24 protein-coding genes are annotated in these 23,760 nt (G+C 62.8%); 15 read left to right on the top strand and 9 right to left on the bottom strand.

All coding sequences use genetic code 11. The features are described from left to right. Positions 1 to 470 precede the first annotated feature (470 nt). Positions 471 to 710: a DUF378 domain-containing protein gene (locus tag IP85_RS17755; RefSeq protein WP_054150998.1), complete on the top strand. Its 240-nt coding sequence runs from the start codon at positions 471 to 473 to the stop codon at positions 708 to 710. Positions 711 to 932: 222 nt separating this feature from the next. Then, positions 933 to 1,244 (top strand): DUF1883 domain-containing protein, encoded by a 312-nt coding sequence (locus tag IP85_RS17750; RefSeq protein ID WP_054150997.1) that lies wholly within the window; start codon positions 933 to 935, stop codon positions 1,242 to 1,244. 32 nt (positions 1,245 to 1,276) lie between these two features. Here IP85_RS17750 and IP85_RS17745 read toward each other — a convergent pair whose 3' ends face one another. The 5 genes from IP85_RS17745 to IP85_RS17725 all read right to left on the bottom strand — a co-directional run bounded on the left by IP85_RS17745 (position 1,277) and on the right by IP85_RS17725 (position 8,160). Next, positions 1,277 to 2,689 carry an FAD-dependent oxidoreductase gene (locus IP85_RS17745; protein WP_054150996.1) on the bottom strand — a complete coding sequence of 471 codons (1,413 nt, stop codon included), beginning with the start codon at positions 2,687 to 2,689 and terminating at the stop codon, positions 1,277 to 1,279. Then, a complete protein-coding gene (locus tag IP85_RS17740; RefSeq protein ID WP_082347795.1) occupies positions 2,679 to 4,160 on the bottom strand; it encodes a diguanylate cyclase in 1,482 nt (493 codons plus the stop codon). Before IP85_RS17740 ends, IP85_RS17745 begins: the two co-directional genes overlap by 11 nt. 82 nt (positions 4,161 to 4,242) lie before the next feature. Further along, positions 4,243 to 5,553 carry a replication-associated recombination protein A gene (locus IP85_RS17735; protein ID WP_054150995.1) on the bottom strand — a complete coding sequence of 437 codons (1,311 nt, stop codon included), beginning with the start codon at positions 5,551 to 5,553 and terminating at the stop codon, positions 4,243 to 4,245. Then, the gene (locus IP85_RS17730; protein ID WP_054151001.1) at positions 5,550 to 6,956 is read right to left on the bottom strand and encodes a DegQ family serine endoprotease; all 1,407 of its coding nucleotides are present in this window, start codon (positions 6,954 to 6,956) and stop codon (positions 5,550 to 5,552) included. The genes IP85_RS17735 and IP85_RS17730 overlap by 4 nt, the downstream gene beginning before the upstream one ends. A gap of 106 nt (positions 6,957 to 7,062) precedes the next feature. Continuing rightward, entirely contained in the window at positions 7,063 to 8,160 is a 1,098-nt protein-coding gene (locus IP85_RS17725) for a serine hydrolase (protein ID WP_156322955.1), read from the bottom strand. A 144-nt stretch (positions 8,161 to 8,304) separates the two neighbouring features. Here IP85_RS17725 and IP85_RS17720 point away from each other — a divergent pair, with 144 nt between their 5' ends. Further along, the gene (locus IP85_RS17720) at positions 8,305 to 8,703 is read left to right on the top strand and encodes a lysozyme inhibitor LprI family protein (RefSeq protein ID WP_245280899.1); all 399 of its coding nucleotides are present in this window, start codon (positions 8,305 to 8,307) and stop codon (positions 8,701 to 8,703) included. Between the two features lie 8 nt (positions 8,704 to 8,711). Here IP85_RS17720 and IP85_RS17715 read toward each other — a convergent pair whose 3' ends face one another. Then, positions 8,712 to 10,196 (bottom strand): ferredoxin reductase family protein, encoded by a 1,485-nt coding sequence (locus tag IP85_RS17715; RefSeq protein ID WP_054150994.1) that lies wholly within the window; start codon positions 10,194 to 10,196, stop codon positions 8,712 to 8,714. A gap of 126 nt (positions 10,197 to 10,322) precedes the next feature. Here IP85_RS17715 and IP85_RS17710 point away from each other — a divergent pair, with 126 nt between their 5' ends. Continuing rightward, the gene (locus IP85_RS17710; protein WP_245280898.1) at positions 10,323 to 11,429 is read left to right on the top strand and encodes a polyheme membrane-associated cytochrome C; all 1,107 of its coding nucleotides are present in this window, start codon (positions 10,323 to 10,325) and stop codon (positions 11,427 to 11,429) included. A 7-nt stretch (positions 11,430 to 11,436) separates the two neighbouring features. Here the strand turns inward: IP85_RS17710 and IP85_RS17705 are convergent, their stop codons facing one another. Further along, entirely contained in the window at positions 11,437 to 12,339 is a 903-nt protein-coding gene (locus tag IP85_RS17705) for a LysR substrate-binding domain-containing protein (protein WP_054150993.1), read from the bottom strand. 117 nt (positions 12,340 to 12,456) lie between these two features. Here IP85_RS17705 and IP85_RS17700 point away from each other — a divergent pair, with 117 nt between their 5' ends. Beyond that, on the top strand, positions 12,457 to 13,593 hold the full coding sequence (locus IP85_RS17700; protein WP_054150992.1) for a TauD/TfdA family dioxygenase: 1,137 nt from the start codon (positions 12,457 to 12,459) through the stop codon (positions 13,591 to 13,593). Further along, on the top strand, positions 13,590 to 14,354 hold the full coding sequence (locus IP85_RS17695) for a class II aldolase/adducin family protein (protein WP_054150991.1): 765 nt from the start codon (positions 13,590 to 13,592) through the stop codon (positions 14,352 to 14,354). Before IP85_RS17700 ends, IP85_RS17695 begins: the two co-directional genes overlap by 4 nt. A gap of 85 nt (positions 14,355 to 14,439) precedes the next feature. Here the strand turns inward: IP85_RS17695 and ilvD are convergent, their stop codons facing one another. Then, the gene (gene ilvD, locus IP85_RS17690) at positions 14,440 to 16,275 is read right to left on the bottom strand and encodes a dihydroxy-acid dehydratase (RefSeq protein ID WP_054150990.1); all 1,836 of its coding nucleotides are present in this window, start codon (positions 16,273 to 16,275) and stop codon (positions 14,440 to 14,442) included. A gap of 232 nt (positions 16,276 to 16,507) precedes the next feature. Between ilvD and IP85_RS17685 the strand changes: the two genes are divergently transcribed. The 5 genes from IP85_RS17685 (at position 16,508) to IP85_RS17665 (ending at position 20,030) form a co-directional block, all read left to right on the top strand. Beyond that, positions 16,508 to 17,110 (top strand): thermonuclease family protein, encoded by a 603-nt coding sequence (locus IP85_RS17685; RefSeq protein WP_197278023.1) that lies wholly within the window; start codon positions 16,508 to 16,510, stop codon positions 17,108 to 17,110. A 158-nt stretch (positions 17,111 to 17,268) separates the two neighbouring features. Further along, positions 17,269 to 18,219, top strand: a complete 951-nt coding sequence (gene msrP, locus IP85_RS17680) for a protein-methionine-sulfoxide reductase catalytic subunit MsrP (protein WP_054150988.1) — start codon at positions 17,269 to 17,271, stop codon at positions 18,217 to 18,219. Next, positions 18,216 to 18,863, top strand: coding sequence for a protein-methionine-sulfoxide reductase heme-binding subunit MsrQ (gene msrQ / locus IP85_RS17675; RefSeq protein ID WP_197278024.1), 648 nt, complete (start codon positions 18,216 to 18,218; stop codon positions 18,861 to 18,863). Before msrP ends, msrQ begins: the two co-directional genes overlap by 4 nt. Positions 18,864 to 18,901: 38 nt before the next feature. Further along, positions 18,902 to 19,306 (top strand): thioredoxin family protein, encoded by a 405-nt coding sequence (locus tag IP85_RS17670; RefSeq protein WP_054150986.1) that lies wholly within the window; start codon positions 18,902 to 18,904, stop codon positions 19,304 to 19,306. A gap of 4 nt (positions 19,307 to 19,310) precedes the next feature. After that, on the top strand, positions 19,311 to 20,030 hold the full coding sequence (locus IP85_RS17665) for a cytochrome c biogenesis CcdA family protein (protein ID WP_054150985.1): 720 nt from the start codon (positions 19,311 to 19,313) through the stop codon (positions 20,028 to 20,030). Between the two features lie 9 nt (positions 20,031 to 20,039). Here the strand turns inward: IP85_RS17665 and IP85_RS17660 are convergent, their stop codons facing one another. Beyond that, on the bottom strand, positions 20,040 to 20,462 hold the full coding sequence (locus IP85_RS17660) for a DUF2809 domain-containing protein (RefSeq protein ID WP_054150984.1): 423 nt from the start codon (positions 20,460 to 20,462) through the stop codon (positions 20,040 to 20,042). A gap of 49 nt (positions 20,463 to 20,511) precedes the next feature. On the opposite strand from IP85_RS17660, the gene IP85_RS17655 reads away from it, so the two are divergent. From IP85_RS17655 to IP85_RS17640, 4 genes are all read left to right on the top strand, one after another. After that, on the top strand, positions 20,512 to 21,384 hold the full coding sequence (locus IP85_RS17655; protein WP_054150983.1) for a DUF817 domain-containing protein: 873 nt from the start codon (positions 20,512 to 20,514) through the stop codon (positions 21,382 to 21,384). 112 nt (positions 21,385 to 21,496) lie between these two features. Further along, complete coding sequence (locus IP85_RS17650; RefSeq protein WP_054150982.1) at positions 21,497 to 21,934, top strand: YciI family protein; 438 nt, start codon at positions 21,497 to 21,499, stop codon at positions 21,932 to 21,934. A 6-nt stretch (positions 21,935 to 21,940) separates the two neighbouring features. Further along, entirely contained in the window at positions 21,941 to 22,369 is a 429-nt protein-coding gene (locus IP85_RS17645) for a VOC family protein (RefSeq protein ID WP_054150981.1), read from the top strand. Between the two features lie 31 nt (positions 22,370 to 22,400). Continuing rightward, positions 22,401 to 23,726 (top strand): RNA polymerase sigma factor, encoded by a 1,326-nt coding sequence (locus IP85_RS17640; RefSeq protein WP_245280897.1) that lies wholly within the window; start codon positions 22,401 to 22,403, stop codon positions 23,724 to 23,726. Positions 23,727 to 23,760: the final 34 nt, after the last annotated feature.

Below are 23,760 nucleotides of genomic sequence, written 5' to 3'. Positions count from 1 at the left end.
GGTCCTCGGGTCAAGCCCGAGGATGACGAGGACCGTCGCCGCCTTGCCAGAGAGACGCATGCAGTGGGAAAAAACGCCGAACGAGGCGCCGGAAGGAGCCACATACATTACTTAGACAGGTTGCTTCTGGCGCCTCGTCCGATCCCTCGGGTCAAGCCCGAGGACAAGTTTCAAACCACCCGGAGGGAGTTGATCCCGACCGGCGGCGAAGCTTGGGGTTTTTGACATCGACAGATCACCCTCACCCTGAGGTGCCCGACACATCAGGGCCTCGAAGGGCGAGGCCGCCGGTACATCAATGCAGAGGAATGCTTCGAGGCCCGCGCTTCACGCGGGCACCTCAGCATGAGGGCGTTCAACCGCCCGCAGTCCCCGTGGGCCCCGTGGGCCCCGTGGGGCGAGAAGCAGGACACCGGAACCAATTGCAATTGAAACTGTTAGCCCCTTACAACAGCCAAGGAGAGAACATCATGCGCGCACTCAACCTCGTCACCCTGCTGCTCGTCATCGTCGGCGGCGTCAACTGGCTGCTCGTCGGGCTGGCCGATTTCGACCTCGTCGCCACCCTGTTCGGCGGTCAGGATACGGCACTTGCCACGATCGTTTACGTTCTGGTCGGCCTGTCGGCCCTCTGGCAGATCGTCCCCTTCGCCAAGGCCATGCAGGTCGGCGAGACGCGGGCAGAAGCCAATATCGGCGGTCATCGCTGATTGAAGCCATCTTCCGGATTGCAGCCCCATTTCAGGCTGCAACTCACAGGGCCAGCCACGCCGGCCCTGTTTTCGTTCGGATGGCACCTTTCATTCCGATGAACCCCGCGTCCCAAAAAAGTCCGCCCTGCCCCGTCCTTCGGCACCGCCCGGCCAACGCTTCCTTAACGGCCTTGCGGTACATTATGATAGATTAAAAGACTGGACGGAGACCCGAGCGAAATGTCCAAACCGACCTTCCGCTTCACCCATTACGACCTGAAAGAACAGCGCGCCGGAACGATCATCGAGGTGACGCTGTCGGCCGTGAACAATGTGCGGCTAATGACGCCGACAAATTTCCAGCGGTTCAAGGAAACGCTGGACTTCAAGTTCCTCGGTGGCGTGGCGAAGAAATCGCCGATCAATATCGTCATTCCCGAGAGTGGCCACTGGCACTTGATCGTCGACATGGAGGGCCATCACGGACTGGCCGAATCCAAGGTCAAGATGATCGCGGCCCCTGCCGTGCAGCCGAAGCAGAAGGCCTCGTAAGGCCTCCATCCCCTTCCGCCAAACCTTGACCGTCAGCCCCTGCCGCGCTTGAGAACGGCTAAGGCGGCGCGTTGGCCGCTTTCCAGCGCGCCATGCACCGTGCCGAAATGGTCGCGGCTGGTATGCTCGCCGGCAAGCAGCAGTCGGCCTGAAGCCGGTGCCTCCAGGACATCGTGATCCCCAGGCCTCGCCCCGACGGCAGGATAGGAATAGGTCCCCAGCGCCAGAGGGTCGGTCGACCAGGCGTGGCGGGTGATGGCTTCAGGTGCCGGCACCGCCTGCCCGAACATGTCGCGCAGCACCGCCGTCACATCGGCGCGCAGGGCCGCCTCGTCCATGGCATCCACCTTGTCGGCGTAACCGCCGCTCGCCATCAGCGTGAGCACCGGGGCGTCGTGGATCGGCACCAGGCTGAGCATGTCGGCAAAGCGGCCACGCTCCTTGCCGGCATAACCGAGATAATGCAGGTCCGTCGGCCAGAAGACCCTGTCGAACAGCACGGAGACCTTGGCGAGATTGCCGAAGCCGATGGCAGCAATCGCGGCCTGATGTTCCGGCGGCAGCGGCGGATCGAAGGCGATGGCGCCAGCCTTCAGCACGCCGAGAGGCACCGCAACCACACAGTGATCCGCCTCGAACCGTGCCGTTGCAGTCTCCACGGTCACTGTGTCACCCGCATGGCGGACGTGGCGGACCGCCTCGCCCAGCCTGATGTCGAGACCGTCGGCAAGATGGCGCGGCAGGAGATCATAGCCCTGGAGCAACACGGCGTCCGGACCCGGATAGACCTCGCCGGCATTGAAATGCAGCGCCGAAATCGCCGAGAGCGGCGCACCGAGCTCGTTCTCCCACATGTCGGTGAGGCCCCAGTTACCGATCGGCTCCTGCAAGAGTGCAGGGTCGAGCAGTTCGATGATGTCGAGGAGCGAGAGTGCGGCATCACCATCGGCTTCCTCGGCCGCCTTTTCCTCGATGCGCTCGATCTCCTCCCAGAGATCATCGATCTCGAAATCCTCGGGCTCCTCGCCGCCCGAAAGCAGGACGGCGGACTGCTCCTCGTCGACAAAGAAGGGCATGCCACCTGCCTTGGAGGCGAGCGCCGCGACGGGATTGCCGTTGAAACCGTGGATGAAATTGGCACCCTGCTCGACCGGCACACCGAGGCTGCGGTCGGTGAAGATTCGGCCACCGATCCGGTCACGGGCCTCGAGAACAACGACTTCGGCACCGGCTGCAACCAGCGTTGCGGAGGCAGAAAGGCCGGCCATGCCGGCGCCGACAACCACGACCTTCAGCCCCTTGCCGGCATCGGATGCTGGCGCCTGTGTGCCACCGAGTGAGGGCCGCGCGGCCTCGGCGAGCGCCCGGCGTGCAAGCGGTGCGGAATACAGTGTTGAGGCCGTGAGCAACAGCAACAGGCGGCGTCGACGCAGGTCAGGCCGCATGCACCGCCTCCCCGGGGGGCAGGTCCTCGGCAAAGAAGGCGCGGCCACGACCGCCCTGCTTGGAGGCATAGAGGGCGCGATCGGCGTTCGACATGATGGCACGGGCCGAAGCGCCGTCTTCCGGCGCCGTGGCAATGCCAAGGCTGATGCCGACATCGACGACGGCTCCATTCGACAGCGTCATGGGCTGGGAGACCGAGGCGATGATCGACTGGGCGAGCATCGACAAGCGCGCCCTGTCGCGGAAGGCATGGACGAGGATGACGAATTCGTCGCCGCCGACCCGGCCGACCAGACCGTTTTCACCAACGGCCTCGCGGAGCCGCTCGGCCACCACGCGGATGACCTCGTCGCCGGCGCCGTGACCATGGAGATCGTTGACGGCCTTGAAGCGGTCGAGATCACAGGCGATCACCGCAAACGGCGCATGGGCCAGCCGATCCGCGGCCTCGTTCAGCGCCTTGTCGAAGCAGAGGCGGTTGGCAAGGCCCGAGAGCGCATCCCGATGGGCGAGCTCGCGATTGCGCCACTCGCTCTCCTCCAGACGCTCCGACAGCCGGCCGATATAGCGGCCGAGCACGAAGCTTGCGGCGAACATGAGGCCGCAGAGCAAGACGACGGCGGGAACGACGATGGTCCAGATATCGGCACCCGGCTTGAACAGCGTGAAGTCGAAACTGCCGAGTGCCTGACCATCGGCGCTTTTCACCGTCAGCAAGCCGTCGCCATTGCGGTTGAACTGCAGGTATTCATATTCGAGTTGCGAGTTGAGGTCCGCCACCAGATCGGCATCGATCGGACGGGCGGAAACCAGGATGACCGGATCGCCTTCCGGCAGCGCCACCTCGCCGTCATCGGGCACGATCGCCATGGCGGTCGCCAGCATGACCTCTCCCTCGACTTCGGCAAAGCCGAAAGCCGCGATGGCATGGACCTGCGATGCCGGCACCGGCCGCTGGCCGAAACCGCCGTCGATCGTGGTGCGATGCGCATGGTGGCGGGTCAGCGCGAGTTCGGCGATTGCCCTCAGGTCATCGCCGGGCTTGAGATCGCGGGCGGTCAGATCCACCTCGTCCTGCCAGGCCGACATCAAGACACGGCCATCAGGGCCGATCAGGAAACTGCGCTCATGGCCAAAATCGTACCAGAGCGAAGAGACGAATTCCTCGATGACGTAGGAGGCGTGGAATTTGAGGGTGATGTATTTGACCGAGCGATCCCAGCGCGCCAGACCCAGCTGGTCGCGCGCCAGCAGGCTCTGGCGATCGCGCAGCACATTCTCCAGCAGTACGATCTGCTTTTTGGCAGCAATATCGTCGGCCTTGCGTGAGGCGATATAGCCGATGAAGAGCAGCGACAGAGCTGAAAGCGTGATGAGCACAATAGAGAACAGCTTTACCATGGCCGGCAGGCCAAAACGCGGCGCGACGGTCGCGCCCCGCATGTGCCATCCATCCATCTCTTTCGCCATGCACGATCCCCTGTTCGACCAGGAGCCTAGAGCACAGCGCTTAAATTCGGCTTAAGCTGAAATGACGATAAGCAAGTCTGTTTCAGCCGCCTCGCTCGCGGCGAAGCTTCGCCCACCAGTCGAGACGCTTCTTGATCTCCCGCTCGAAGCCGCGTTCCGGCGGATCGTAGAAGGTCTGGCGGCCCATTTTCTCGGGGAAATAGTCCTGGCCGGAAAAGGCATCCGGCTGGTCGTGGTCATAGCGATAGCCGTCGCCATAGCCCTCGCCCTTCATCAGCTTGGTCGGGGCATTGAGGATATGCTTGGGCGGCAGCAGCGAGCCGTGTTCCTTCGCCGCCCGCATGGCCGCCTTGTAGGCGACATAGACGCCGTTCGACTTCGGGGCCGTCGCGAGATAGACGCAAGCCTGCGCCAACGCCAGCTCACCTTCCGGGGAGCCCAGATAGTCATAGGCGTCCTTGGCGGCATTGCAGACGACAAGCGCCTGCGGATCGGCAAGCCCGATGTCCTCGACGGCCATGCGGACCAGGCGGCGGCCGAGATAAAGCGGATCTTCCCCGGCATCGAACATGCGGCAGAGATAGTAGAGCGCCGCATCCGGATCCGAGCCGCGGACGGCCTTGTGGAGGGCCGAGATCAGATTGTAATGGCCGTCCTGACCCTTGTCGTAGACGGGCGCGCGGCGCTGGACGATGCGGCCAAGGCCCTCGGTGTCGAAGACCTCGTCCGGACGGGCGGCGCGCCAGACTTCCTCGGCCAAGGTGAGCGAGGCACGGCCGTCACCATCGGCCATGCGGATGAGGGCCTGGCGGGCGTCGCTGTCCAATGGCAGCGGCTTGGCCTCTGTTTCCTCGGCGCGCTTCAGGAGCGTCTCGATGCTTTCGGCGTCGTGGCTCTTGAAGGTGAGGACCCGTGCCCGCGACAGAAGAGCGGCGTTCAGCTCGAAGCTCGGATTCTCGGTCGTGGCACCTACGAGGATGACGGTGCCGTCTTCCATGACGGGTAAGAAGCTGTCCTGCTGGGCGCGGTTGAAGCGGTGGATCTCGTCGACGAAGAGCAGGGTCTGGCGGCCCTCCATGCGGCGCAGACGCGCACTTTCGAAGACCTTCTTCAGATCCGCCACGCCGGAGAAGATCGCCGAGATCTGCTCGAAAGCAAGGCCCGCCTCGCCCGACAGCAACCGAGCGACGGTGGTCTTGCCGGTACCCGGCGGCCCCCAGAAGATCATCGAACCGAGCGAGCCGGAGGCGATCATGCGGGCGAGCACGCCATCCTCGCCGGTCAGGTGCTCCTGGCCCGTGACTTCACTCAGGCTTTTCGGCCGCAGGCGATCGGCGAGCGGACGGCGCTCGGCCATTTCCTTCGACATCTGCGGCGCGAAGAGATCGCTCATCGGAAGATCTGCCGGATGCGCTGACCGTTGCGCTCGACTTCGACGCGCCAGAAACCGGGATCGCTTTCGGCCATGGTTTGCAGGTCATCAACCGAATTGATTGCCTCGCCATTGACCGAGACAACGATGTCGCGCGGGGCAAAGCCGAGGCGGGCGGCCGGCGAACCGCGAAGGACTTCGGTCACGACGACACCCGTCACCTCCGAGGGCATCTTCAGCTCATAGGCAAGGCGCGGCGAAAGATTTCCGGCCCGGAGCCCCGCGAAGGGGCTGCGGCCCTCGATCAGTTGGATGTCACGCGGCCGGGTCTCGGGCGCCGATGCCAGCTGCAAGGGAATTGCCTCCAGCTTGCCATCCTGCTGGACCGTGAGTTCGGCTACCTTGCCGAGGCCCGCCGTGGTGAGGCGATAGCCGAGGGCATCGGGATGTTCGACCGGAATGCCGTTGACTGCGGTCACGACCTGCCCCGGCTTGAGACCTGCCTTTTCGGCCGGCCCGCCCTCGACGACGCTGACGACAAGCGCGCCACGCACGGTCTGAAGGCCCAGGGCTTCAGCGACATCGGACGTCACAGGCTCAAAGCTTGCGCCCACGTAAGGACGCTCGAAGCTCGCTTCACCACGGTCGGCTGCATCGAGGAAGACGCGAACGAGATTAGCGGGAATGGCGAAGCCGACGCCGTTGGAGCCGCCGCCGCGCGAGAAGATTGCCGTATTGATGCCGATCAGCTCGCCATTCATGTTGACGAGGGCACCACCCGAATTGCCGGGATTGATCGCGGCATCGGTCTGGATGAAGAAGCCGAAATCGCCTTCCGTCACCTGGTTTCTGGCAAGTGCCGAAACGATGCCCGAAGTCACCGTCTGGCCGACACCAAAGGGGTTGCCGATGGCCAGCACGAGATCGCCGACCTCGGTCGCATCGGAATTGCCGATCGGCAGCGTCGGCATGGCCTCGTTGGTCTCGAATTTCAGAACTGCGAGATCAAGCCTGTCGTCCTTCAGCACAACCTTGACCGGAAACTCGCGGCCGTCAGCGAGCGCCACCTTGATATCGTCGGCGCCATCAATGACGTGGTTGTTGGTGACGACGACGCCATCCGCCTCGACGATGACGCCGGAGCCGAGCGAAGACTGCTTCTCCGTGCGGTTCGGCATGCGCTGGCCGAAGAACTGTTCGAAGAAGGGGTCGCCGGCAAACAGGCTGGAGCGGGTCTGAACGAGGCGCTCGGCATAGACGTTGACGACGGCGCCCCGCGCCTGCTTGACCAGAGGCGCGAAGGAGAGCTGCATCTCGATCTGGCTTTGCGGCACCGCCTTGTCCTGGGCAAGCGCCGGCGATGCGACAGGCGCGATCAGGGCGATGATGACGGCAACAGGTTTGAGGCAGTCGAAGCGCGGCATGCGAAGATCCTTCATGCGATATGGACGTTCTAGACCCGGTTCGTGCGCCGTCAAATAGGCAGAACCAAGGAAGGTGTATCGCAGATGGGGATAACGCGCGTCGGCCTCAAGTGCTGACGGTTTCGATGATGCGCGTCATGAGGCCGTGAAGCTCGTCCCGGTAGCCGGTGCGTGCCGATGGGGCGCTCTCATTCGATGTCATGGTGACGGTTACACCAAGGCTCGGTGTGATGTAGAGCATCTGGCCGCCATAGCCCCAGGCATAGTTCACCTGCTCGCCGGCCATTTCCTTGAGGAACCAGGCGTAGCCATAGCCATCGCCGTTGAAAACGGAGTTGGTGCGGCGGATCCAGCTTTCGCGGATCCATTCTTCCGAGATCAGCCGTGTACCGTCCTCGGTGACGCCACCGCGTCGATACAGTTCGCCGAAGGCGTGGAGCGACCGCGGCGTCATCGCCATCTGATTGCCGCCGAGATAGTAGCCCTGCGGGTCGCGGTGCCAGGAGCCGATGCGGAAACCTTCAAGCGGCTCCAGCCATTCACGGGCGAGCGCCAGCGTCGGCTTGCCGGAGACCTTGGTGAGGATGACGGAGAGCAGGTGGGTGGACGCGGTCGAATAGAGCATGCCGCCGCCGGGCTCCCCGACGAAATCGGCGGCGAGCGCGAAACGGGTCCAGTTCCGGCTCGCGACCCAGCGGCCATAATTGGGGCCGGACATGCGATCAAGGCCAGCGCGCATCGAGAGCAGGTGGCCGATCGTGATCTGTGACAGGCGGGGATCGGGATCGGCGGGAAACTCCGAGCGCAAGACAGTTTCGATGCGCTGGTCAACGCCTTCGAGCAGCCCCTTGTCGATAGCGATACCGACCAGCGCGGAGACGACGCATTTCGACGCCGACTTGATGTTGGTCGAACCTGTCAGCGAGTTGTTGCCATAGGCGCGCTCAGCGAGCGTCTCCCCATTGCGCGTGACGATCACCGTTTCCAGCGTCTCCAGGCGGCGCGCCTCCTCCAGCAGATTAGCGATTCGTGGTCGCAAAGCATCGAGATCCAAGGGGGCTGCTGTGGCCGGCGTTGTCGCAGGCGACGGCTCAACCGTGGGCCCGGCCTCCGGCGCGGCGGTTTGTGCCAAGGCCTGTCGGCCGGAGATGACGGAGACAGCACCGGAGGCGCCGAGGATGGAAAGGAATGTTCTTCTCTGCATGTGTCCCAAGGTAGTGAGCATCGCGCGTGAGGGAAGCCTGAGCAGCCAAGATCTCACCGGATCGTGACGGATTTGCAAGAGACGTCGCGCGGAACGTTCTCCAGGCGGCAACCGTTGCCCTGTCATCAGGAAAGGAGACCGACCATGTCCCGAACCCACCCAGTTATATCCACCCTTGCCGCCTTCACGCTGGCCAGCATCCTGTTGATCGCCCTACCCCAACCGCTCCAGGCCGCCAGTTTCGATTGCCGTACGCCTGGCCTTGCGCCCGACGAGGCGGCGATCTGCCAGAACATCGACCTGAACGACATGGATGTGCGCATGGTGACGACGTTCGAACTGTTGCGCGAAGTCTTGCCGATGGGCAGCCGTGGCGCGTTGGAAGCCTCTCAAATCGAATGGCTGGAAAAGCGCCGAGCATGTGAGGCGAACCTCGACTGTCTGGCCGCCGCCTATGCCAGCCGCATGGCAGAGCTGCGCAATGGCGTGGGCGAAGTGCTGAGCCTCATCGAGGGCGTGCCGCCCATCCAGAAAGTCAATTAGCATATTGCCTAAGTGGCGAAATAATACAGCCACAGGGCAGCAGCCAGCAGTGCTGCGACGCCGCTAAAGACGAGGCTCCGACGACGATCCTGGCGCGAGGTCGCTCCTCCGGCGTAGTCGAACCGCTCGTAGACCACGTTCTTCATCGGAAGGCCGAGATCGAGCAAGGTGTCGGACACAGCCGTAACCATGCCGCCGGGGCCACACATCATTGCGACACAGCTGCGCGGCTCGATCCCCACAAGGAGATCCTTCAGCCGGGCGTGATCGAGCCGACCGACCGCACCCTCGTAGCCGGGCGGCGAATCCTCACTGATCAACAGGACTTCCAAGTCGAGCGCAGCACCGGCAGCGGCTATTTCGTCCAGACAGGCGAAATTGCTTGGCGTTCCCACAGCATAGGCGAGCCGGATGGGCCGCTTGTCGCGCCGTGCGGTCAGATCCCTCAGCATGCCGATGATGGGCGCAATCCCGACACCACCGGCGATAAGGAGGACGGCATCGCCTGGATGTGCCTCCATGGCGAATTCGCCATAGGGCCCGTCAATGCCGATGGGGGTGCCGGGTTGCAGATTGCCGATGCGACGGGTGAAATCGCCGACCTCCTTGATGATCAGGCTCAAGCCCGGACGGGTCGGGCTGTCGGCGATCGAAAACGGATGATCAAACAGCGGGAAGCGCCTTCGGCCTTCCGTCATCCAGACGAACTGGCCGGCATGATAATCGAGCGTCGGGGTGTTGTCGGCGGGCTGGATGTCGAGCTCCCACAGACGATCGGCGCGGCGCGTGACAGACCGAAGCCGCCACGGCTTGCGATGCAGATTGAGCCAGCGATAACCATAGAGGATCGCAAGCACAGCAAGAATCGTGGCGGCGATCAGGAACCAGTAGATCTCCAGAGGCCCCCTGGCTGCAAATCGGCCCGTGGAAATGGCATGGAGCAGCCCGCCGGCGGTTGCCACGGTGCCGAGAACGAGATGCGTTCCCCGCCAGACTTCGTAACGCCAGGGCAGACGGTTGCGCAACACTGACGACAGGACCAGGAGGATAAGGGCTGCCCAGGCAACCACGCCAGAGCGATAATGCGGCTGGGTCAGGTATGCGACCAGACGCTCCGTACCGAGGTTGGGATCCTCAAGCCAGGTCGGAGCGACATAGGCCAGAGGATGAAGGACGATGGCCAGAAGGATCCACCAGGCGGCAAGCTTGTGAAAGGCCATGATCTTGTCGATGCCGAGACGGCCGGAGACCACTTCGAAACGGCCGGAGGTCACAAACTGCACGGCCATGGCAGCCAGTCCGACCATGCCGAGGCCGGCGGCCAGTCGCTCCAGCGGATCGTGCGGAGAAACATCCATCATCAGGGAGAGAGCAAGTGGCAGGGTGCATAGCCCGAGATAGAGGGCTGCCAGAAGGCTGGCCGGCAGACGGGGCAAGCGGCGGGCGGAGCGTTGCGACATGGTGGCCATGTCAGGCGTCACGGTTTCGGTCATGAGGTCCTCCTGAATGCCTTTCTAGCAGAAGAACGCGGTCCGGATTTGATCTCGGTCATGTCGCGACGTCGCTTTGCAGCTCATCATGCTCCCATCGCCACGACGCATACGACCGAGGAGGATCCCATGACGCCGCGACGACCAACCCGCATTTCCACCCTTTTCGCCAGCCTGGCGGCATGGACCGCCGTACTGATCGCCGCACCGTCCGTGCAGGCGAGCGACGACAGTCCGATCAGCAAACTGGTCGAAGCCTGGCTCTCTTCGCCACATGGCAACTACCACTCCCCGTCCTTCACTTACTGGAACAAGGAAGGGGAAGTTCCGAAGAACTGCGCCACCTGCCACTCCGAGACGGGCTTCCTCGATTTTCTCGGCGCAGACGGCAGCGCTGCAGGCAGCATCGAGCAGCCGGGTGTGATCAATTCGCCGATCGGCTGTGCCTCCTGTCATGCCGAGGCGGCGCATGCGCTGGATGCGGTGCGCTTCCCCTCCGGCACGCAGGTGAGCGGACTGGGGAGTTCCGCGACCTGCAGCGTCTGCCATCAGGGTCGGCAGTCGGGCGCTTCGGTCACCAAGGCAGTCGGCACACTCGGGGAGGACGAGGTTTCGGCCGATCTCTCCTTCATCAACATCCATTATGCCGTGGCCGCCGCGACCCTGCATGGAGCGGATACGGCAAGCGGCTATCACTATCCCGGCAAGACCTATGCAGGGCGCTTCCAACATGTGCCAAGCGCCAACAGCTGTGTCGCCTGTCATGATCCGCACACCACCAACGTGGCTGAAGACAGCTGCATGACCTGTCACAGGGGCGTCGAGACCATTCGCGACATCCGCATGCGGCATGCCGATTACGATGGTGACGGCAATACCAAGGAAGGCGTGCATGGCGAGATCGGCACGCTGCATGAACGGCTCTACGCCGCGATCCGGGCCTATGGCGACGCCGTGCTCGACACGCCGATCGGCTATCACAAGGGACGTCATCCCTATTTCTTCGGGGATACGAACGGAGACGGGATCATCGGCGACGACGAGGCAGTGCGCGACAATGCCTACAAGGCCTGGACCCCTCGCCTGCTCAAGGCCGCCTACAACTACCAGGTCGCGATGAAGGACCCGGCGGGCTATGTCCACAACCCGGCCTATCTCCTGCAATTGCTATATGACAGCCTCGAAAGCCTGTCATCGGCGGTGGAGATCGACATGCCCCAAATCTCCCGGCCTTGAGGTGGCGTCAGCGGGTTGAACTCTCCGCCTCCGCCCCAAGCCACGCCACGAAAGCGTTCACGGGAGGCCGCTTTGCCGCTGCCGGCGCGACCGTTGCGAAATAGGCGGTGCCGAGATCAAGGGCGCCATCGGGCCAGGATTTGAGGCTGCCGTCGGCAACGAGCTTTTCGGTGATCGAACGCCAGCCGAGCATCAAGCCACGGCTGTCGAGTGCCGCCTGAACCGCCTGCACGTAGTTGTCGAAGACATGGGACTGGCCGCGCTGCTTAGGCAGGCCGCGTCTTGCGAGATAATCGCTCCAACCTTCCCAGTGTCGCGCCTCCACTGTACGCACATGAATGAGCGGCGCGGCGTCCAGCCCGGCGCCCCTGGCCAAGAGGTCGTCGACCAGAGCCGGATGGCCGACAGGGCAAACGGTTTCGGAAAAAAGGCGCTGGGTCGTGCCATCTGTCCAGGTGCCACGGCCGTAGCGCAGGACGAGATCGGTGCCCGGCCAGATCTGCGGCAGGTCGGTGGGCGGCACCTGCACATTGACGAAGAGACCGGGATGGCGGGCGTAGAAATCGCTGAGGCGCGGCATCAACCAATGGGTGGCGAAACCCATGGTGCAGGCAACGGTCAAGCGCTGGTCTTCGAGGCCGCTGCTGGTGCGGATCTCCTCGATCGTCTCGGCGATCAGGTCGAGGCCATCGCGGGTAGCGCGGGCGAGTTGCTGACCGGGTTCGGTGAGCCTGGCCGGCCGGGTCGAGCGGTCGATCAGGACGGCGCCGACATGGTCTTCCAGCGCCTTCAGCGCCTGGGTGACGGCGGGCTGGGTGACATTCAAGGCGGCGGCGGCCTCGCGCATCGAGCCGAGCCGGGCAACGGCCTCGAAGGTGGTCAGCAGACGCAGGGGCGGCAGACGGCTCAACTTAACCTCCAGCTTAACTTAGCATAAGCATAATCGCTCTGTTTTCCCCTGGGAAGTCGGATGATGATCGCCAGATCAGATCTGCTCTCTCGCCAGCCAGACTTAAGGAAAACCGCGATGAACATGCATGTTGCGACCGGGGCCGTCACACTCGCCGAAAAAGGCCTGCACCTGCCGCTCGCTGACGGCAAACAGGCTTACTTCAATTATTACTGGCTGCGCGACAATTGCCCCACTTCGTTCGACAGCAAGACTCGCGAGAGGAGCTTCGACATTTTTCATCTCTCAGCTGCCCCGCGCGCGGAGAGCGCCGAGTTGGAGGGCGATACACTCGTCATCCGCTGGGCGGGCGAGAACCACGTGTCACGTTTTCAGCTCGCGCTGCTTGAGCTCTACAGCGAAGGCAAACAGCGGCCGGATCCGGCCGACCTGCCGCGCAAGGCGTGGTTCAGCGACCACTATCCTGACATTCCGCGTTTCTTGCAGGCGGAGCTGATGCGCGATCCGGCCAAGGTTGCGGAGTGGATCGAGGCGATGATCGTAGAGGGCCTGACGATCGTGACCGACATGCCCGATAGTAACGAAGGACTGACCGAGACGGTCAAGCTGATGGGCCATGTACGGCCGACCTTCTTCGGCGAATATTTCGACGTCAAGACGCATATCAACCCGACCAACACCGCCTACACGGCGAAGGCCTTGGAGCTGCATACCGATACCCCGGCAGAGGAACATGCGCCGGGCATCCAGTTCCTGCATTGCCGGGCCAATACCGTCGAGGGCGGCATGAGCATCTATTCCGACGGCGTCGCAGTCGCCAATGCTTTCCGCGAGATCGATCCTGATGGCTTCAAGCTGCTGTCAGAAATCGACATTCCGTTCTTCTGCGAGCATGACACTTATGACATGCGCTCGCGGCAGCGGGTGATCGAGCTCGACAAACATGGCGAGGTCTCCGGGCTGACGATCAGCCAGCATATGGCCGACCTGTTCGACCTGCCGCAGACGGTGCTCGACGATTACTATCCGGCCTTCTGCCGTTTTGGCAAAATGCTGCAGGACGACAAGTTCATGATGCGCTTCCTGATTAAGGCGGGTGACTGCATGGTGTTCGACAACCACCGCATCGTGCATGGACGGATGGCCTATTCGGCGACCAGCGGCGATCGCTATCTGCGCGGCTGTTATGCCGACCGCGAGGAGATGCGTTCGACCTACCGCGCGCTGACGACGGAAGGACGGTTCAAGACATGAATATCGCAGCTTCCGGAAACGATATGCTCGACGATGCGGCGCTGACCACGCTGCGTCAGGATCTCGCCGCTGCCTTCCGGCTCTGCCATCGCTTTGGCTGGAGCGAGTCGGTCGGCAATCATTTCAGCGCGGCGGTCTCGGCGAATGGGCGCAAGTTCCTTCTCAATGCGCGCTGGCAGCATTTTGCGACGATCAAGGCGAGCGATCTGCTGCTGCTCGATGCCGACGATCCCGATGTGATGAACCGACCGAATGCCCCCGACCCTTCAGCCTGGACCGTACATGGCACGCTGCACCGGATGCTGCCGGAGGCACGCGTGATCCTGCATTGCCATTCGCCCTATGCGGTGGCGCTTTCCTGCCTCAAGGACCCGACGCTTCTGCCGCTCGACAACAACACGGCACGTTTTTTCGGTCGGATCGGCTACGACCTCGACTTCGGCGGGATCGCCGATGCGGCGGAAGAAGGCGAGCGGCTTGTCGAGATGATACGCGGCAAGGCGGTGCTGGTCATGGGCAATCACGGCGTGTCGGTTGCGGGCGAGACGGTGGCGGATGCTTTCGAGGACCTCTATTTCTTCGAAAAGGCGGCGCAGACCATGGTACTGGCGCTCTCGACCGGCCAGCCGTTGGCCGTGCTTTCGGACGATATCGCGCAAGGCACGTCAGACGGCTGGCTCCCCTATCGCGGCATGGCGGAAAAGCATTTCGCCTATCTGAAATCGTGCCTGGATAAGGAAGATTCGTCCTGGCGGGATTAGAGTTCACAGATAAACGGGAATGACAAAGACCCGCCGGATCGCTCCGGCGGGTCTTTGATTTTGCAGGTGGCAGGACCGTTGACGTTTATTCCGGCAGCTGGCGCACCGCGCCCTTGTCGGCGGACGAGGCGAAGGCGGCGTAGGCCTTGAGTGCTGTCGTGACGTTGCGCTTGCGCTTTTCTTCGGGGAACCAGCCCTTGGCATCCTGTTCGGCGCGGCGGCGGTCCAGCTCGGCGGGGTCGACGACGAGGTTGATCGTGCGGTTCGGGATGTCGATGTCGATCAGGTCGCCTTCGCGCACCAGGCCGATCGCGCCGCCCTGGGCGGCTTCCGGCGAGGCATGACCGATCGAAAGACCGGAGGTGCCGCCGGAGAAGCGACCGTCGGTGACCAGCGCGCAGGCCTTGCCGAGGCCTTTCGACTTCAGATAGCTCGTCGGATAGAGCATTTCCTGCATGCCGGGGCCGCCCTTCGGGCCTTCGTAGCGGATGACGACGACGTCGCCGGCGACGACCTTGTTCGACAGGATGGCCTTGACGGCGTCATCCTGGCTTTCGAAGACGCGGGCCGGGCCCTTGAACTTCAGGATCGATTCATCGACGCCGGCCGTCTTCACGATGCAGCCGTCGAGCGCGATGTTGCCCTTCAGAACGGCGAGACCGCCGTCCTTGGAGAACGGGTGATCGACCGAGCGGATGACCCCCTTTTCGCCGTCGGTGTCGAGATCATCCCAGCGCGAGGCCTGCGAGAAGGCCTGGGTGGTGCGAACGCCACCGGGGGCGGCCTTGAAGAATTCGCGAACCGTTTCCGAATTGGTGCGGGTGATGTCCCAGCGGTCGATGGCATGGCCGAGGGTTTCGGCATGCACGGTCGGGCAATCGCGGTTGATCAGGCCGCCGCGATCGAGTTCGCCGAGGATGCGCATGATGCCGCCAGCGCGGTGGACGTCTTCCATGTGCACGTCCTGCTTGGCAGGCGCCACCTTGGACAGGCAGGGCACCTTGCGCGACAGGCGGTCGATATCGTCCATGGTGAAGTCGATACCGCCTTCATGGGCAGCGGCCAGGATGTGCAGAACCGTGTTGGTCGAGCCGCCCATGGCGATGTCGAGAGCCATGGCGTTTTCAAAAGCCTGCTTGGAGGCAACGTTGCGCGGCAGCACGCTTTCGTCGTTCTGTTCATAGTAGCGGCGGGTGATGTCGACGATCAGGTGGCCGGCCTCGACGAAGAGGCGCTTGCGGTCGGCATGGGTGGCGAGCGTCGAGCCATTGCCGGGCAGCGACAGGCCAAGCGCTTCGGTGAGGCAGTTCATCGAATTTGCGGTGAACATTCCGGAGCAGGAGCCGCAGGTCGGACAGGCGGCCTTTTCGATCTCATCTACTTCAGCATCGGAGATGCTGTCGTCGGCAGCGGCAACCATGGCATCGACCAGATCGAGTGCCACCTTGCGGCCCTGCAGGATCGCCTTGCCGGCCTCCATCGGACCGCCGGACACGAAGACGGCGGGGATGTTGAGGCGCATGGCGGCCGACAGCATGCCGGGCGTGATCTTGTCGCAGTTGGAGATGCAGACCATGGCGTCGGCGCAGTGGGCGTTGACCATGTATTCGACCGAGTCGGAGATGATTTCGCGCGACGGCAGCGAATAGAGCATGCCGTCATGGCCCATGGCGATGCCGTCATCGACGGCGATCGTGTTGAATTCCTTGGCCACGCCGCCGGCGGCTTCGATTTCACGGGCAACGAGCTGGCCGAGGTCCTTCAGGTGGACGTGGCCTGGCACGAACTGGGTAAAGGAGTTGACGACCGCGATGATCGGCTTACCGAAATCGCCGTCCTTCATGCCGGTCGCGCGCCAGAGGCCGCGGGCACCGGCCATGTTGCGGCCGTGGGTGGTGGTTCTCGAACGATAGACGGGCATGGGTGTCACCTCGATGGCTTGTTCGCCGCCATGCCTGCACCCTCGGCGCCAAGGCAAGGCGGCCATTTTGGAACTGGTCTAAGCCATGTCCCATGCCCTGTCACTAGCATCCAAGGGCAAATCGGTACGCCTTGACCTCACGGAGGGTGCGTCTTTGTTCGCATTTTAGTGATCGGCTTAAGCCTGCGGCAAGATGTGTTTACTAGAGTTTACCGCGGAAAGGGGAGTCATGATGACCCGGAAACCTGCCCGCGTGATTCTGCTGAAAGATGCCCGCCAGAAGCTCAATCCCGAGCCTGCGCCGCGCTGGAACCCGTTCAAGGCACTCTACCGGATGCGCCGCATCCTGATGATGGCCTGCCTTGCGGTGCTGGCCGTCATTCATTTCGAAAAGCTTCCCTATTCCTATCTGGTTGTCCCGGCATCGAACAAGCTGATCGACTACGCCATCACCGGCGCGGTCGAGCCCCGTACCGAGCCAATCGAAGGCCGCTTCGTCACCTGTGTCGGGGCGCAGCGGATCAACTGCGTCGTCGACGGCGATACCTTCTGGTATCGGGCGGTGAAATACCGGATCTCTGATATCAATACGCCGGAGATCGGGCGCCCTGCCTGCGAGCGGGAACGCGCGCTCGGGCTCGAGGCGCAGGTTGCGCTGCTTGATGCCCTGAATGGCGGCGATCTCGTGATGGAGCGCCGGGAGCGCCGCGACACCGATCGGTATGGCCGCAAGCTTCGGGTGGTCCTTCACGACGGACGCTCTGTCGGCGATGATATGATCGCACGCGGCATCGCTCATCGGTGGGAAGGGCACAAGCAGAACTGGTGCGGCTGAGGCGTGTCGGCGAACAACGCCGATCCTTACACGCGCCGGCCGGCGCGGACCTACACGAAATTGTTCCTGTCGGACTTCTTTTCCAGACGATGAAACTCTGGTCTCTATGCTCTCGTCTTCTATTTTAGAGTGACAGAGAAAGCCTCAAGAGGTCTGCCATGCCGGTCTACCGTCCGCCGAAGATTGCAAGTTCCGAGATCACGCCAAAGTCGCTCTATCTCAAGCGACGGCATTTCATGGGTGTAGCGGCCGGCGGCATCGCCGCGGCCGGGCTCGGCGCTCCGGCTTTGGCGGCGCCACTGGCTGCAAAACCCAGCATCTACAAGCTCGATGAGAAGCTGACCTCGAAAGAGGACGTGACGACCTACAACAACTTCTATGAGTTCGGCACGGGCAAGGAAGATCCGTCCCGCAATGCAGGGTCTCTGACCACACGGCCCTGGACGATCGAAGTGGGCGGACTGGTGGCCAAGCCGCAGGTGATCGACATCGAAACGATCATGAGCGAGATCCCGATGGAAGAGCGCGTCTACCGGATGCGCTGCGTGGAAGCCTGGTCGATGGTAATCCCGTGGATCGGCTTCCCGATCTCGGCTCTGCTCGACCGGGTCGAGCCTCTGGGTTCGGCGAAATATGTGGCGTTCGAAACGCTTGTGAGGCCTGAGGAGATGCAGGGCCAGGCCGGCATCTTTCAGGCGCTGGAATGGCCCTATCGCGAGGGCCTGCGCCTCGATGAGGCACGCCATCCGCTGGCGATCCTTGCGACCGGCCTCTACGGCGAGACGCTGCCCAACCAGAACGGCGCCCCGATCCGGCTCGTCGTGCCGTGGAAATACGGCTTCAAGGGTATCAAGTCGATCGTCAAGATCACGCTGACGGAAGAGGAGCCGGTGTCGACCTGGAATAAGCTGCAGCCGTCCGAGTATGGCTTCTACGCCAACGTCAATCCCGAGGTCGATCACCCCCGCTGGAGCCAGGCGACCGAACGGCGGATCGGCGAAGCGGATGGGCTGTTCGGTGGGGCGCGGATCGATACGCTGCCGTTCAACGGCTATGCCGACGAGGTCGCAAGTCTCTATGACGGCATGGACCTGACGAAGTTCTACTGATGGCTGCGCTTGCACTCCCTGCCCTGCCCGCCCGCTACAAGCCGGCGTCGATCTGGGCGCTCTATGCCGTCGGGCTGATGCCGGGGCTCTATGCCTTCTATCTCGGCATCTTTGGCGGACTGGGCGCTGATCCCGTGCGTGCCTTCGAGCATCTGCTGGGGCTCTGGGCCTTCCGCTTCCTCTGCCTCGGCCTGGCTGTCACCCCATTGCGGGATCTGCTCGGCATCAATCTCATCGCCTATCGGCGGGCGCTCGGTCTGTTGGCATTCTACTACGTGCTGGCGCATTTTGCCGTATATCTGACGTTGGACCGGGGTCTGATCCTGTCCTCGATCGTCGGCGACATCCTGAAGCGTCCCTACATCATGCTCGGCATGGCGGGGCTTTTGATGCTGATTCCGCTGGCGCTGACCTCCAACCAGTGGTCGATCCGGAGGCTCGGTCAACGCTGGAACAAGCTGCACAAGCTGACCTATCCGATCCTGCTCGTGGCGATCCTGCATTATGCACTGTCGCTGAAGGTCATCGATCCGGAGGCGGCTTTCTACATCGCGGTCACGATCATACTGCTCGGTTACCGGCTGGCACGGCCGAAGATCATGGAGCGGAAACGGGCCAAGCGCGTTGCGGCGACGCGGGCCTGACAGCTTTTTCGACAATCGACCAACAAGGGGTGTAACCGATGAGAAGCCTTCGAAAGACATGGAGTGCGGCGCTTGCCGGTGCCGTGATGCTCGCCACGGCCGGTGTTGCCAATGCCATCGAGATTGCGCCCTTCCAAGCTTCGGCTTTCGAAGCTGCGAAAGCGGAAGGTAAATCGGTGGTCGTCGACGTCACAGCCAGCTGGTGCAGCACCTGCAGGGCCCAGACCAAGATCATCGACACGCTGGCGGCCAAGCCGGAATTCAAGGACGTCCTCGTCCTGAAGCTCGACTACGACAAGCAAAAGGACGAGATGCGCAGTCTTGGGGCACAGAACCGCTCGACGCTGATCGCGTTCAAGGGTGCAGACGAGACGGGCCGCAGTGTCGCGGACACGAACCCGGCCTCGGTCGAACAGCTCTTCGCCTCGACCCTGGGACAATGATGCCATGCTGGGCAGCGCTCTCCTTGCCTTTCTCGCGGGCGTGCTGTCCCTTCTCAATCCCTGCACACTGCCGCTGATCCCGATTGTTCTGGGAACAGCGATCAACCGTCATCGCTACGGACCCGTCGCGCTTGCGGCGGGGCTGACGCTTTCCTTCGTGACGATCGGTCTCTTCGTCGCGCTGGTCGGCTTCTCAGTCGGCCTCGACTTCGCCGTCTTCCGGATGGTGGCCGGGATCATCATGATCGTGTTTGGGGCGGTTCTCATCGTGCCGATGGCCCAGCATAGGGTCGCTGCGGCCGCCGGACCGGTCGCGGCCTGGTCGCAGTCACGCTTCGGTCAGGTCGACGACAAGGGTCTCAAGGGGCAGTTTCTCGTCGGTCTGCTTCTTGGCGCCGTCTGGAGCCCCTGTGTTGGCCCTACCCTCGGCGCTGCCTCGCTGATGGCGTCCCGTGGCGAAAACCTGCTGCAGGTGATCACGACCATGGTCGCCTTCGGTTTCGGTGCGGCGCTGCCGCTGCTCCTGATCGGAATGCTGTCACGCGAGGCACTTGCACGGTCGCGTCATCGTCTGCTGACGCTAGGTCAGGCCGGCAAGAGCCTGATGGGCGGGCTGCTGATCATCACAGGCGCACTCGTTGTCTCAGGCTTCGACAAGACCATCGAGATCTGGCTTCTGGAAAATTCGCCGGAGTGGCTGATCGACCTGACCACACGCATCTAGAGCCGCGCGTTAGCCAGGCATACTTCTGGCGCGGGCCAAGTGGCGGTTCTCGATCCGGGCAGCGATCACAATGCCGAGGGCATAGGCGACAATGTTCCACCAGGAGAAGATGCGCCCGAGCAGGAGAGCGCCCGCCAATGTCAGACGGAATTCATCGAGCCAGGGTGTGTGATAGAGCCGGCTGAACTCGATGAGGGCCGCCGCGATGATGGACAAGAGCGCAAGGCGACCGAGGGGCTGGCGGGGCAAAAGCGAGGCGAGGAGGAAAAAGACCATGCCGCCCCAGAGCGTCGAACCACCGTATTTCACCAGAAAATACGGCAGTCCGATCTCATAGCCGCCAAGCCTCAAAGCCACGCCACACGCGATGATGGCAAGCGCTATCCCCAGCCGGCGCATGCGTTGTGACATCGTTGCCTTGATTTCGTCCATCAGCGCTTAGTACTGAGGTTGCAATGGAATGCAACAGCGGGGCTGGCAAATGACATTGGTGGCAGAGGGGCGCAAGGATCTGCTGAGTGCGCTGGATCGGCGACTGATCGACAATGCCCCGCACCCTCATCTCACCGGCATCAGGCGATTCGTCGTCGAGTTCGTCATGTTCGGCATCAAGGAGGCGCGCGCCTGCCTGTTTGCCGGCCTGTTCTTCATCTCGATATTTGCGGTGCCACGCGCCGGCCTCTTCGGTATTCCGCGCTACGACGTGCTGCTGATCATCGCGCTTGCCATACAGATCTGGATGGTCTGGACCAAGCTCGAGACGATGGACGAATTGAAGGCGATCTGCCTCTTCCACGTGGTCGGTTTCGCGCTTGAAGCCTTCAAGACCGCTGGCGCCAATCCGTCCTGGACCTATCAGGACTTCGCCTATACGAAGCTGCTCGGCGTGCCCCTGTTCTCCGGTTTCATGTATGCTGCGGTCGGCAGCTACATCATCCAGGCCTGGCGATTGCTCGATGTCAGGATCCGCCATCACCCGCCCTACTGGATGGCGATTGGCGTGGCTGTCGCGATCTATCTGAACTTCTTCACCCACCATTATATCGGCGATTATCGCTGGTATCTGGCAGCGCTTGCCATCGGGCTCTATGCGCGCACCACCGTCATCTACCGGCCCTTCGACCGCGACCGGCAGATGCCGATGCTGCTTGCCTTCATCCTGATCGGCTTCTTCATCTGGGTGGCGGAGAACATCTCGACCTTCTTTGCAATCTGGCACTATCCGAACCAGCTGGGCGCCTGGTCGACCGTGCATCTGGGCAAATGGAGTTCCTGGACGCTGCTGGTGATGATGACGTTCACGATCGTCGCCTCGCTCAAGCATATCCGCGCGACGATCCACATTCCGAAGTGACAGACATAAACTGCGATAGATTTTTTTCGCATGTCGTGTCGAAATGGGTTTAGCTCATTCGTTGGGGGAGCAGGATCGCAAGGGCGGTCCTGACAACGAGAGGAGTGAAGACATGCGTGTCATGGTGATGGTGAAGGCGACCGAAGACAGCGAAGAAGGGATCATGCCGCCGCCCGAATTGTTCGAGGCCATGGGCAAGTTCAACGAGGAACTGGTGCAGGCCGGGATCATGCTCTCGGGCGACGGCTTGAAACCCTCGAAGATGGGCAAGCGGATCGCCTTCGACGGTCCGGACCGCCGGGTGATCGACGGGCCCTTTGCCGAGACCCGGGAGCTGGTTGCCGGCTACTGGATCTGGGAAGTCAAGGACATGGACGAGGCCGTTTCCTGGGTCAAACGCTGCCCCAATCCGATGATGACACCGAGCGAGATCGAGATCCGGCCGTTCTACGAGATGGAGGATTTCGCCGATGTCGCCTCCCCTGAGGGACAGGCGAGCCATGACCGCGCGGCGGAAGGACTTGCAGCTCAGCAGAAGTCGAAGGGCTGAACCGTCATGAGCAAGATGATCTTCATCAACCTGCCGGTGACGGATCTTGGTGCCTCGACCCGCTTCTACGAGGCGCTGGGGGCGACGAAGAACCCGCAATTCTCGAACGACAATGCCACCTGCATGATGCTGACCGATACGATCGGCGTGATGATCCTGACGCATGACTTCTATCGGACCTTCACCAGCCGTCCGATTGCAGACGCCAAGGCGACGAGCCAGACGCTTCTGGCGCTGACTGTCGAAGCGCATGCGGATGTCGACCGGGTTGTGGGGGCAGCGAGTGCTGCCGGCGGACGGGCCGACCCCAACCTGCCACAGGATCACGGCTTCATGTGGAGCCGTTCGGTCGAGGACCCGGATGGACATGTCTGGGAGATCTTCTGGATGGACCCGGCGGCTGCCGGTGGCGACACGACTGGTGTTGACGCCTGACACGATGACCGCGGTTGACCGGGCTCAAGCCGTGTCCATACTCCGGACCATGACACGAAACGGACAGGCGGGGCCGAACGTTGCAGACAGCCAGGCGCTGGCGCCCCCGGACATCGAGAGGATCTATCGTATGGAGCGGGTCCGGCTGGTCGCCGGGCTCGCAAGACATGTCCGCGATCTGAGCCTCGCCGAGGACCTGGCGCAGGAAGCGCTTGTGGCGGCACTCGCGGCATGGCCGGCTTCCGGCATACCGCCCAATCCCGGCGGCTGGCTGATGACGACGGCGAAGCGCCGGGCCGTCGATCTCTGGCGCCGACGGCGGATGATGGCCCGGCACGAGGCCGCATTGGCGCATGACATCGAGACCGGCAGGGCGGACGAACAGGCTGCCATCGAGGCCGCGCTCGACAACGAGATCGGCGACGAGCGGCTGTCGCTGATCTTTACTGCCTGCCATCCGCTGCTATCCCGCGACCAGCGCACGGCGCTGACGCTGAAGGTCATCGGCGGACTGGCGACGGAGGAGATCGCCCGGGCCTTTCTCACGCAGGAAACGACAGTGGCGCAGCGGATCGTGCGGGCGAAGAAGATCCTGTGCGAGGGCGATGTGGCGTTTGAAGTACCTGTGGGTGAGGCGCGCGGTGCCCGCCTCGCCTCGGTGCTGGAAGTCATCTACCTGATCTTCAACGAGGGTTATGCGGCGAGCTCAGGCGAAGACTTGATCCGACCGCAGCTTTGCGAAGAGGCGATGCGGCTCGGACGCATCCTGGTGGGGCTGGCACCGGAGGAACCGGAGGCGCATGGCCTGCTGGCACTGATGGAGTTGCAGACCTCGCGCTTCAAGGCGCGAATCGGACCGGATGGCAGCGCTCAGACGCTCGAGACGCAGAACCGGCGGCTTTGGGACAGGTTGCTGATCCAGCGCGGTCTGGAAGGCTTGTTAGCGGTGAAGCGGCTTGGCGGCGAAGACGGGATCTATGCGCTGCAGGCGTCGCTTGCAGCCGTGCATGCTCGGGCGGCAAGGTTTGAGGACACGGACTGGGGCAGAAGTGCTGCGCTTTATGACAAGCTGTTGGCACGCTCCCCCTCGCCCGTGGTGGCGCTGAACCGGGCGGTGGCGCATGCGATGGCGTTTGGACCCGAGACGGGTCTGGTGCTGCTGGCGGAGATCGAGGCAGAGCCGCAGCTGGCCGGTTACGCGGCGCTCTATGCCGCGAAGGCCGATTTTCTGATGCGGCTGGGACGGATGTCGGAGGCTCGCATGGAGTTCCAGCGAGCGGCTGAATTGAGCGGGAACGAGACCGAGCGGTCGTTTCTGATGGGGCGGGTGCGTAGCTGCACCGAGGCACCAGACTGAATAAACGACACCCGGCCTTTCGACCGGGTGTCCT

It is taken from the genome of Rhizobium sp. AAP116, from assembly GCF_001295785.1.
Classification (GTDB): Bacteria; Pseudomonadota; Alphaproteobacteria; order Rhizobiales; family Rhizobiaceae; genus Allorhizobium.
This window is presented reverse-complemented; position numbering and strand designations above follow the sequence as displayed.

Excerpts from the sequence above, each read along its gene's own strand:
- IP85_RS17750 (WP_054150997.1), top strand. The coding sequence starts at position 933 with ATGTCCAAACCGACCTTCCGCTTCACCCATTACGACCTGAAAGAACAG.
- IP85_RS17670 (WP_054150986.1), top strand. The coding sequence starts at position 18,902 with ATGAGAAGCCTTCGAAAGACATGGAGTGCGGCGCTTGCCGGTGCCGTG.
- IP85_RS17725 (WP_156322955.1), bottom strand. The coding sequence starts at position 8,160 with ATGCAGAGAAGAACATTCCTTTCCATCCTCGGCGCCTCCGGTGCTGTC.
- IP85_RS17720 (WP_245280899.1), top strand. The coding sequence starts at position 8,305 with ATGTCCCGAACCCACCCAGTTATATCCACCCTTGCCGCCTTCACGCTG.
- IP85_RS17650 (WP_054150982.1), top strand. The coding sequence starts at position 21,497 with ATGCGTGTCATGGTGATGGTGAAGGCGACCGAAGACAGCGAAGAAGGG.
- IP85_RS17755 (WP_054150998.1), top strand. The coding sequence starts at position 471 with ATGCGCGCACTCAACCTCGTCACCCTGCTGCTCGTCATCGTCGGCGGC.
- IP85_RS17700 (WP_054150992.1), top strand. The coding sequence starts at position 12,457 with ATGAACATGCATGTTGCGACCGGGGCCGTCACACTCGCCGAAAAAGGC.
- IP85_RS17715 (WP_054150994.1), bottom strand. The coding sequence starts at position 10,196 with ATGACCGAAACCGTGACGCCTGACATGGCCACCATGTCGCAACGCTCC.
- IP85_RS17645 (WP_054150981.1), top strand. The coding sequence starts at position 21,941 with ATGAGCAAGATGATCTTCATCAACCTGCCGGTGACGGATCTTGGTGCC.
- IP85_RS17665 (WP_054150985.1), top strand. The coding sequence starts at position 19,311 with ATGCTGGGCAGCGCTCTCCTTGCCTTTCTCGCGGGCGTGCTGTCCCTT.
- IP85_RS17745 (WP_054150996.1), bottom strand. The coding sequence starts at position 2,689 with ATGCGGCCTGACCTGCGTCGACGCCGCCTGTTGCTGTTGCTCACGGCC.
- IP85_RS17695 (WP_054150991.1), top strand. The coding sequence starts at position 13,590 with ATGAATATCGCAGCTTCCGGAAACGATATGCTCGACGATGCGGCGCTG.
- IP85_RS17655 (WP_054150983.1), top strand. The coding sequence starts at position 20,512 with ATGACATTGGTGGCAGAGGGGCGCAAGGATCTGCTGAGTGCGCTGGAT.
- IP85_RS17660 (WP_054150984.1), bottom strand. The coding sequence starts at position 20,462 with ATGGACGAAATCAAGGCAACGATGTCACAACGCATGCGCCGGCTGGGG.
- IP85_RS17740 (WP_082347795.1), bottom strand. The coding sequence starts at position 4,160 with ATGGCGAAAGAGATGGATGGATGGCACATGCGGGGCGCGACCGTCGCG.
- msrP (WP_054150988.1), top strand. The coding sequence starts at position 17,269 with ATGCCGGTCTACCGTCCGCCGAAGATTGCAAGTTCCGAGATCACGCCA.
- IP85_RS17685 (WP_197278023.1), top strand. The coding sequence starts at position 16,508 with ATGACCCGGAAACCTGCCCGCGTGATTCTGCTGAAAGATGCCCGCCAG.
- IP85_RS17710 (WP_245280898.1), top strand. The coding sequence starts at position 10,323 with ATGACGCCGCGACGACCAACCCGCATTTCCACCCTTTTCGCCAGCCTG.
- ilvD (WP_054150990.1), bottom strand. The coding sequence starts at position 16,275 with ATGCCCGTCTATCGTTCGAGAACCACCACCCACGGCCGCAACATGGCC.
- IP85_RS17730 (WP_054151001.1), bottom strand. The coding sequence starts at position 6,956 with ATGCCGCGCTTCGACTGCCTCAAACCTGTTGCCGTCATCATCGCCCTG.
- IP85_RS17735 (WP_054150995.1), bottom strand. The coding sequence starts at position 5,553 with ATGAGCGATCTCTTCGCGCCGCAGATGTCGAAGGAAATGGCCGAGCGC.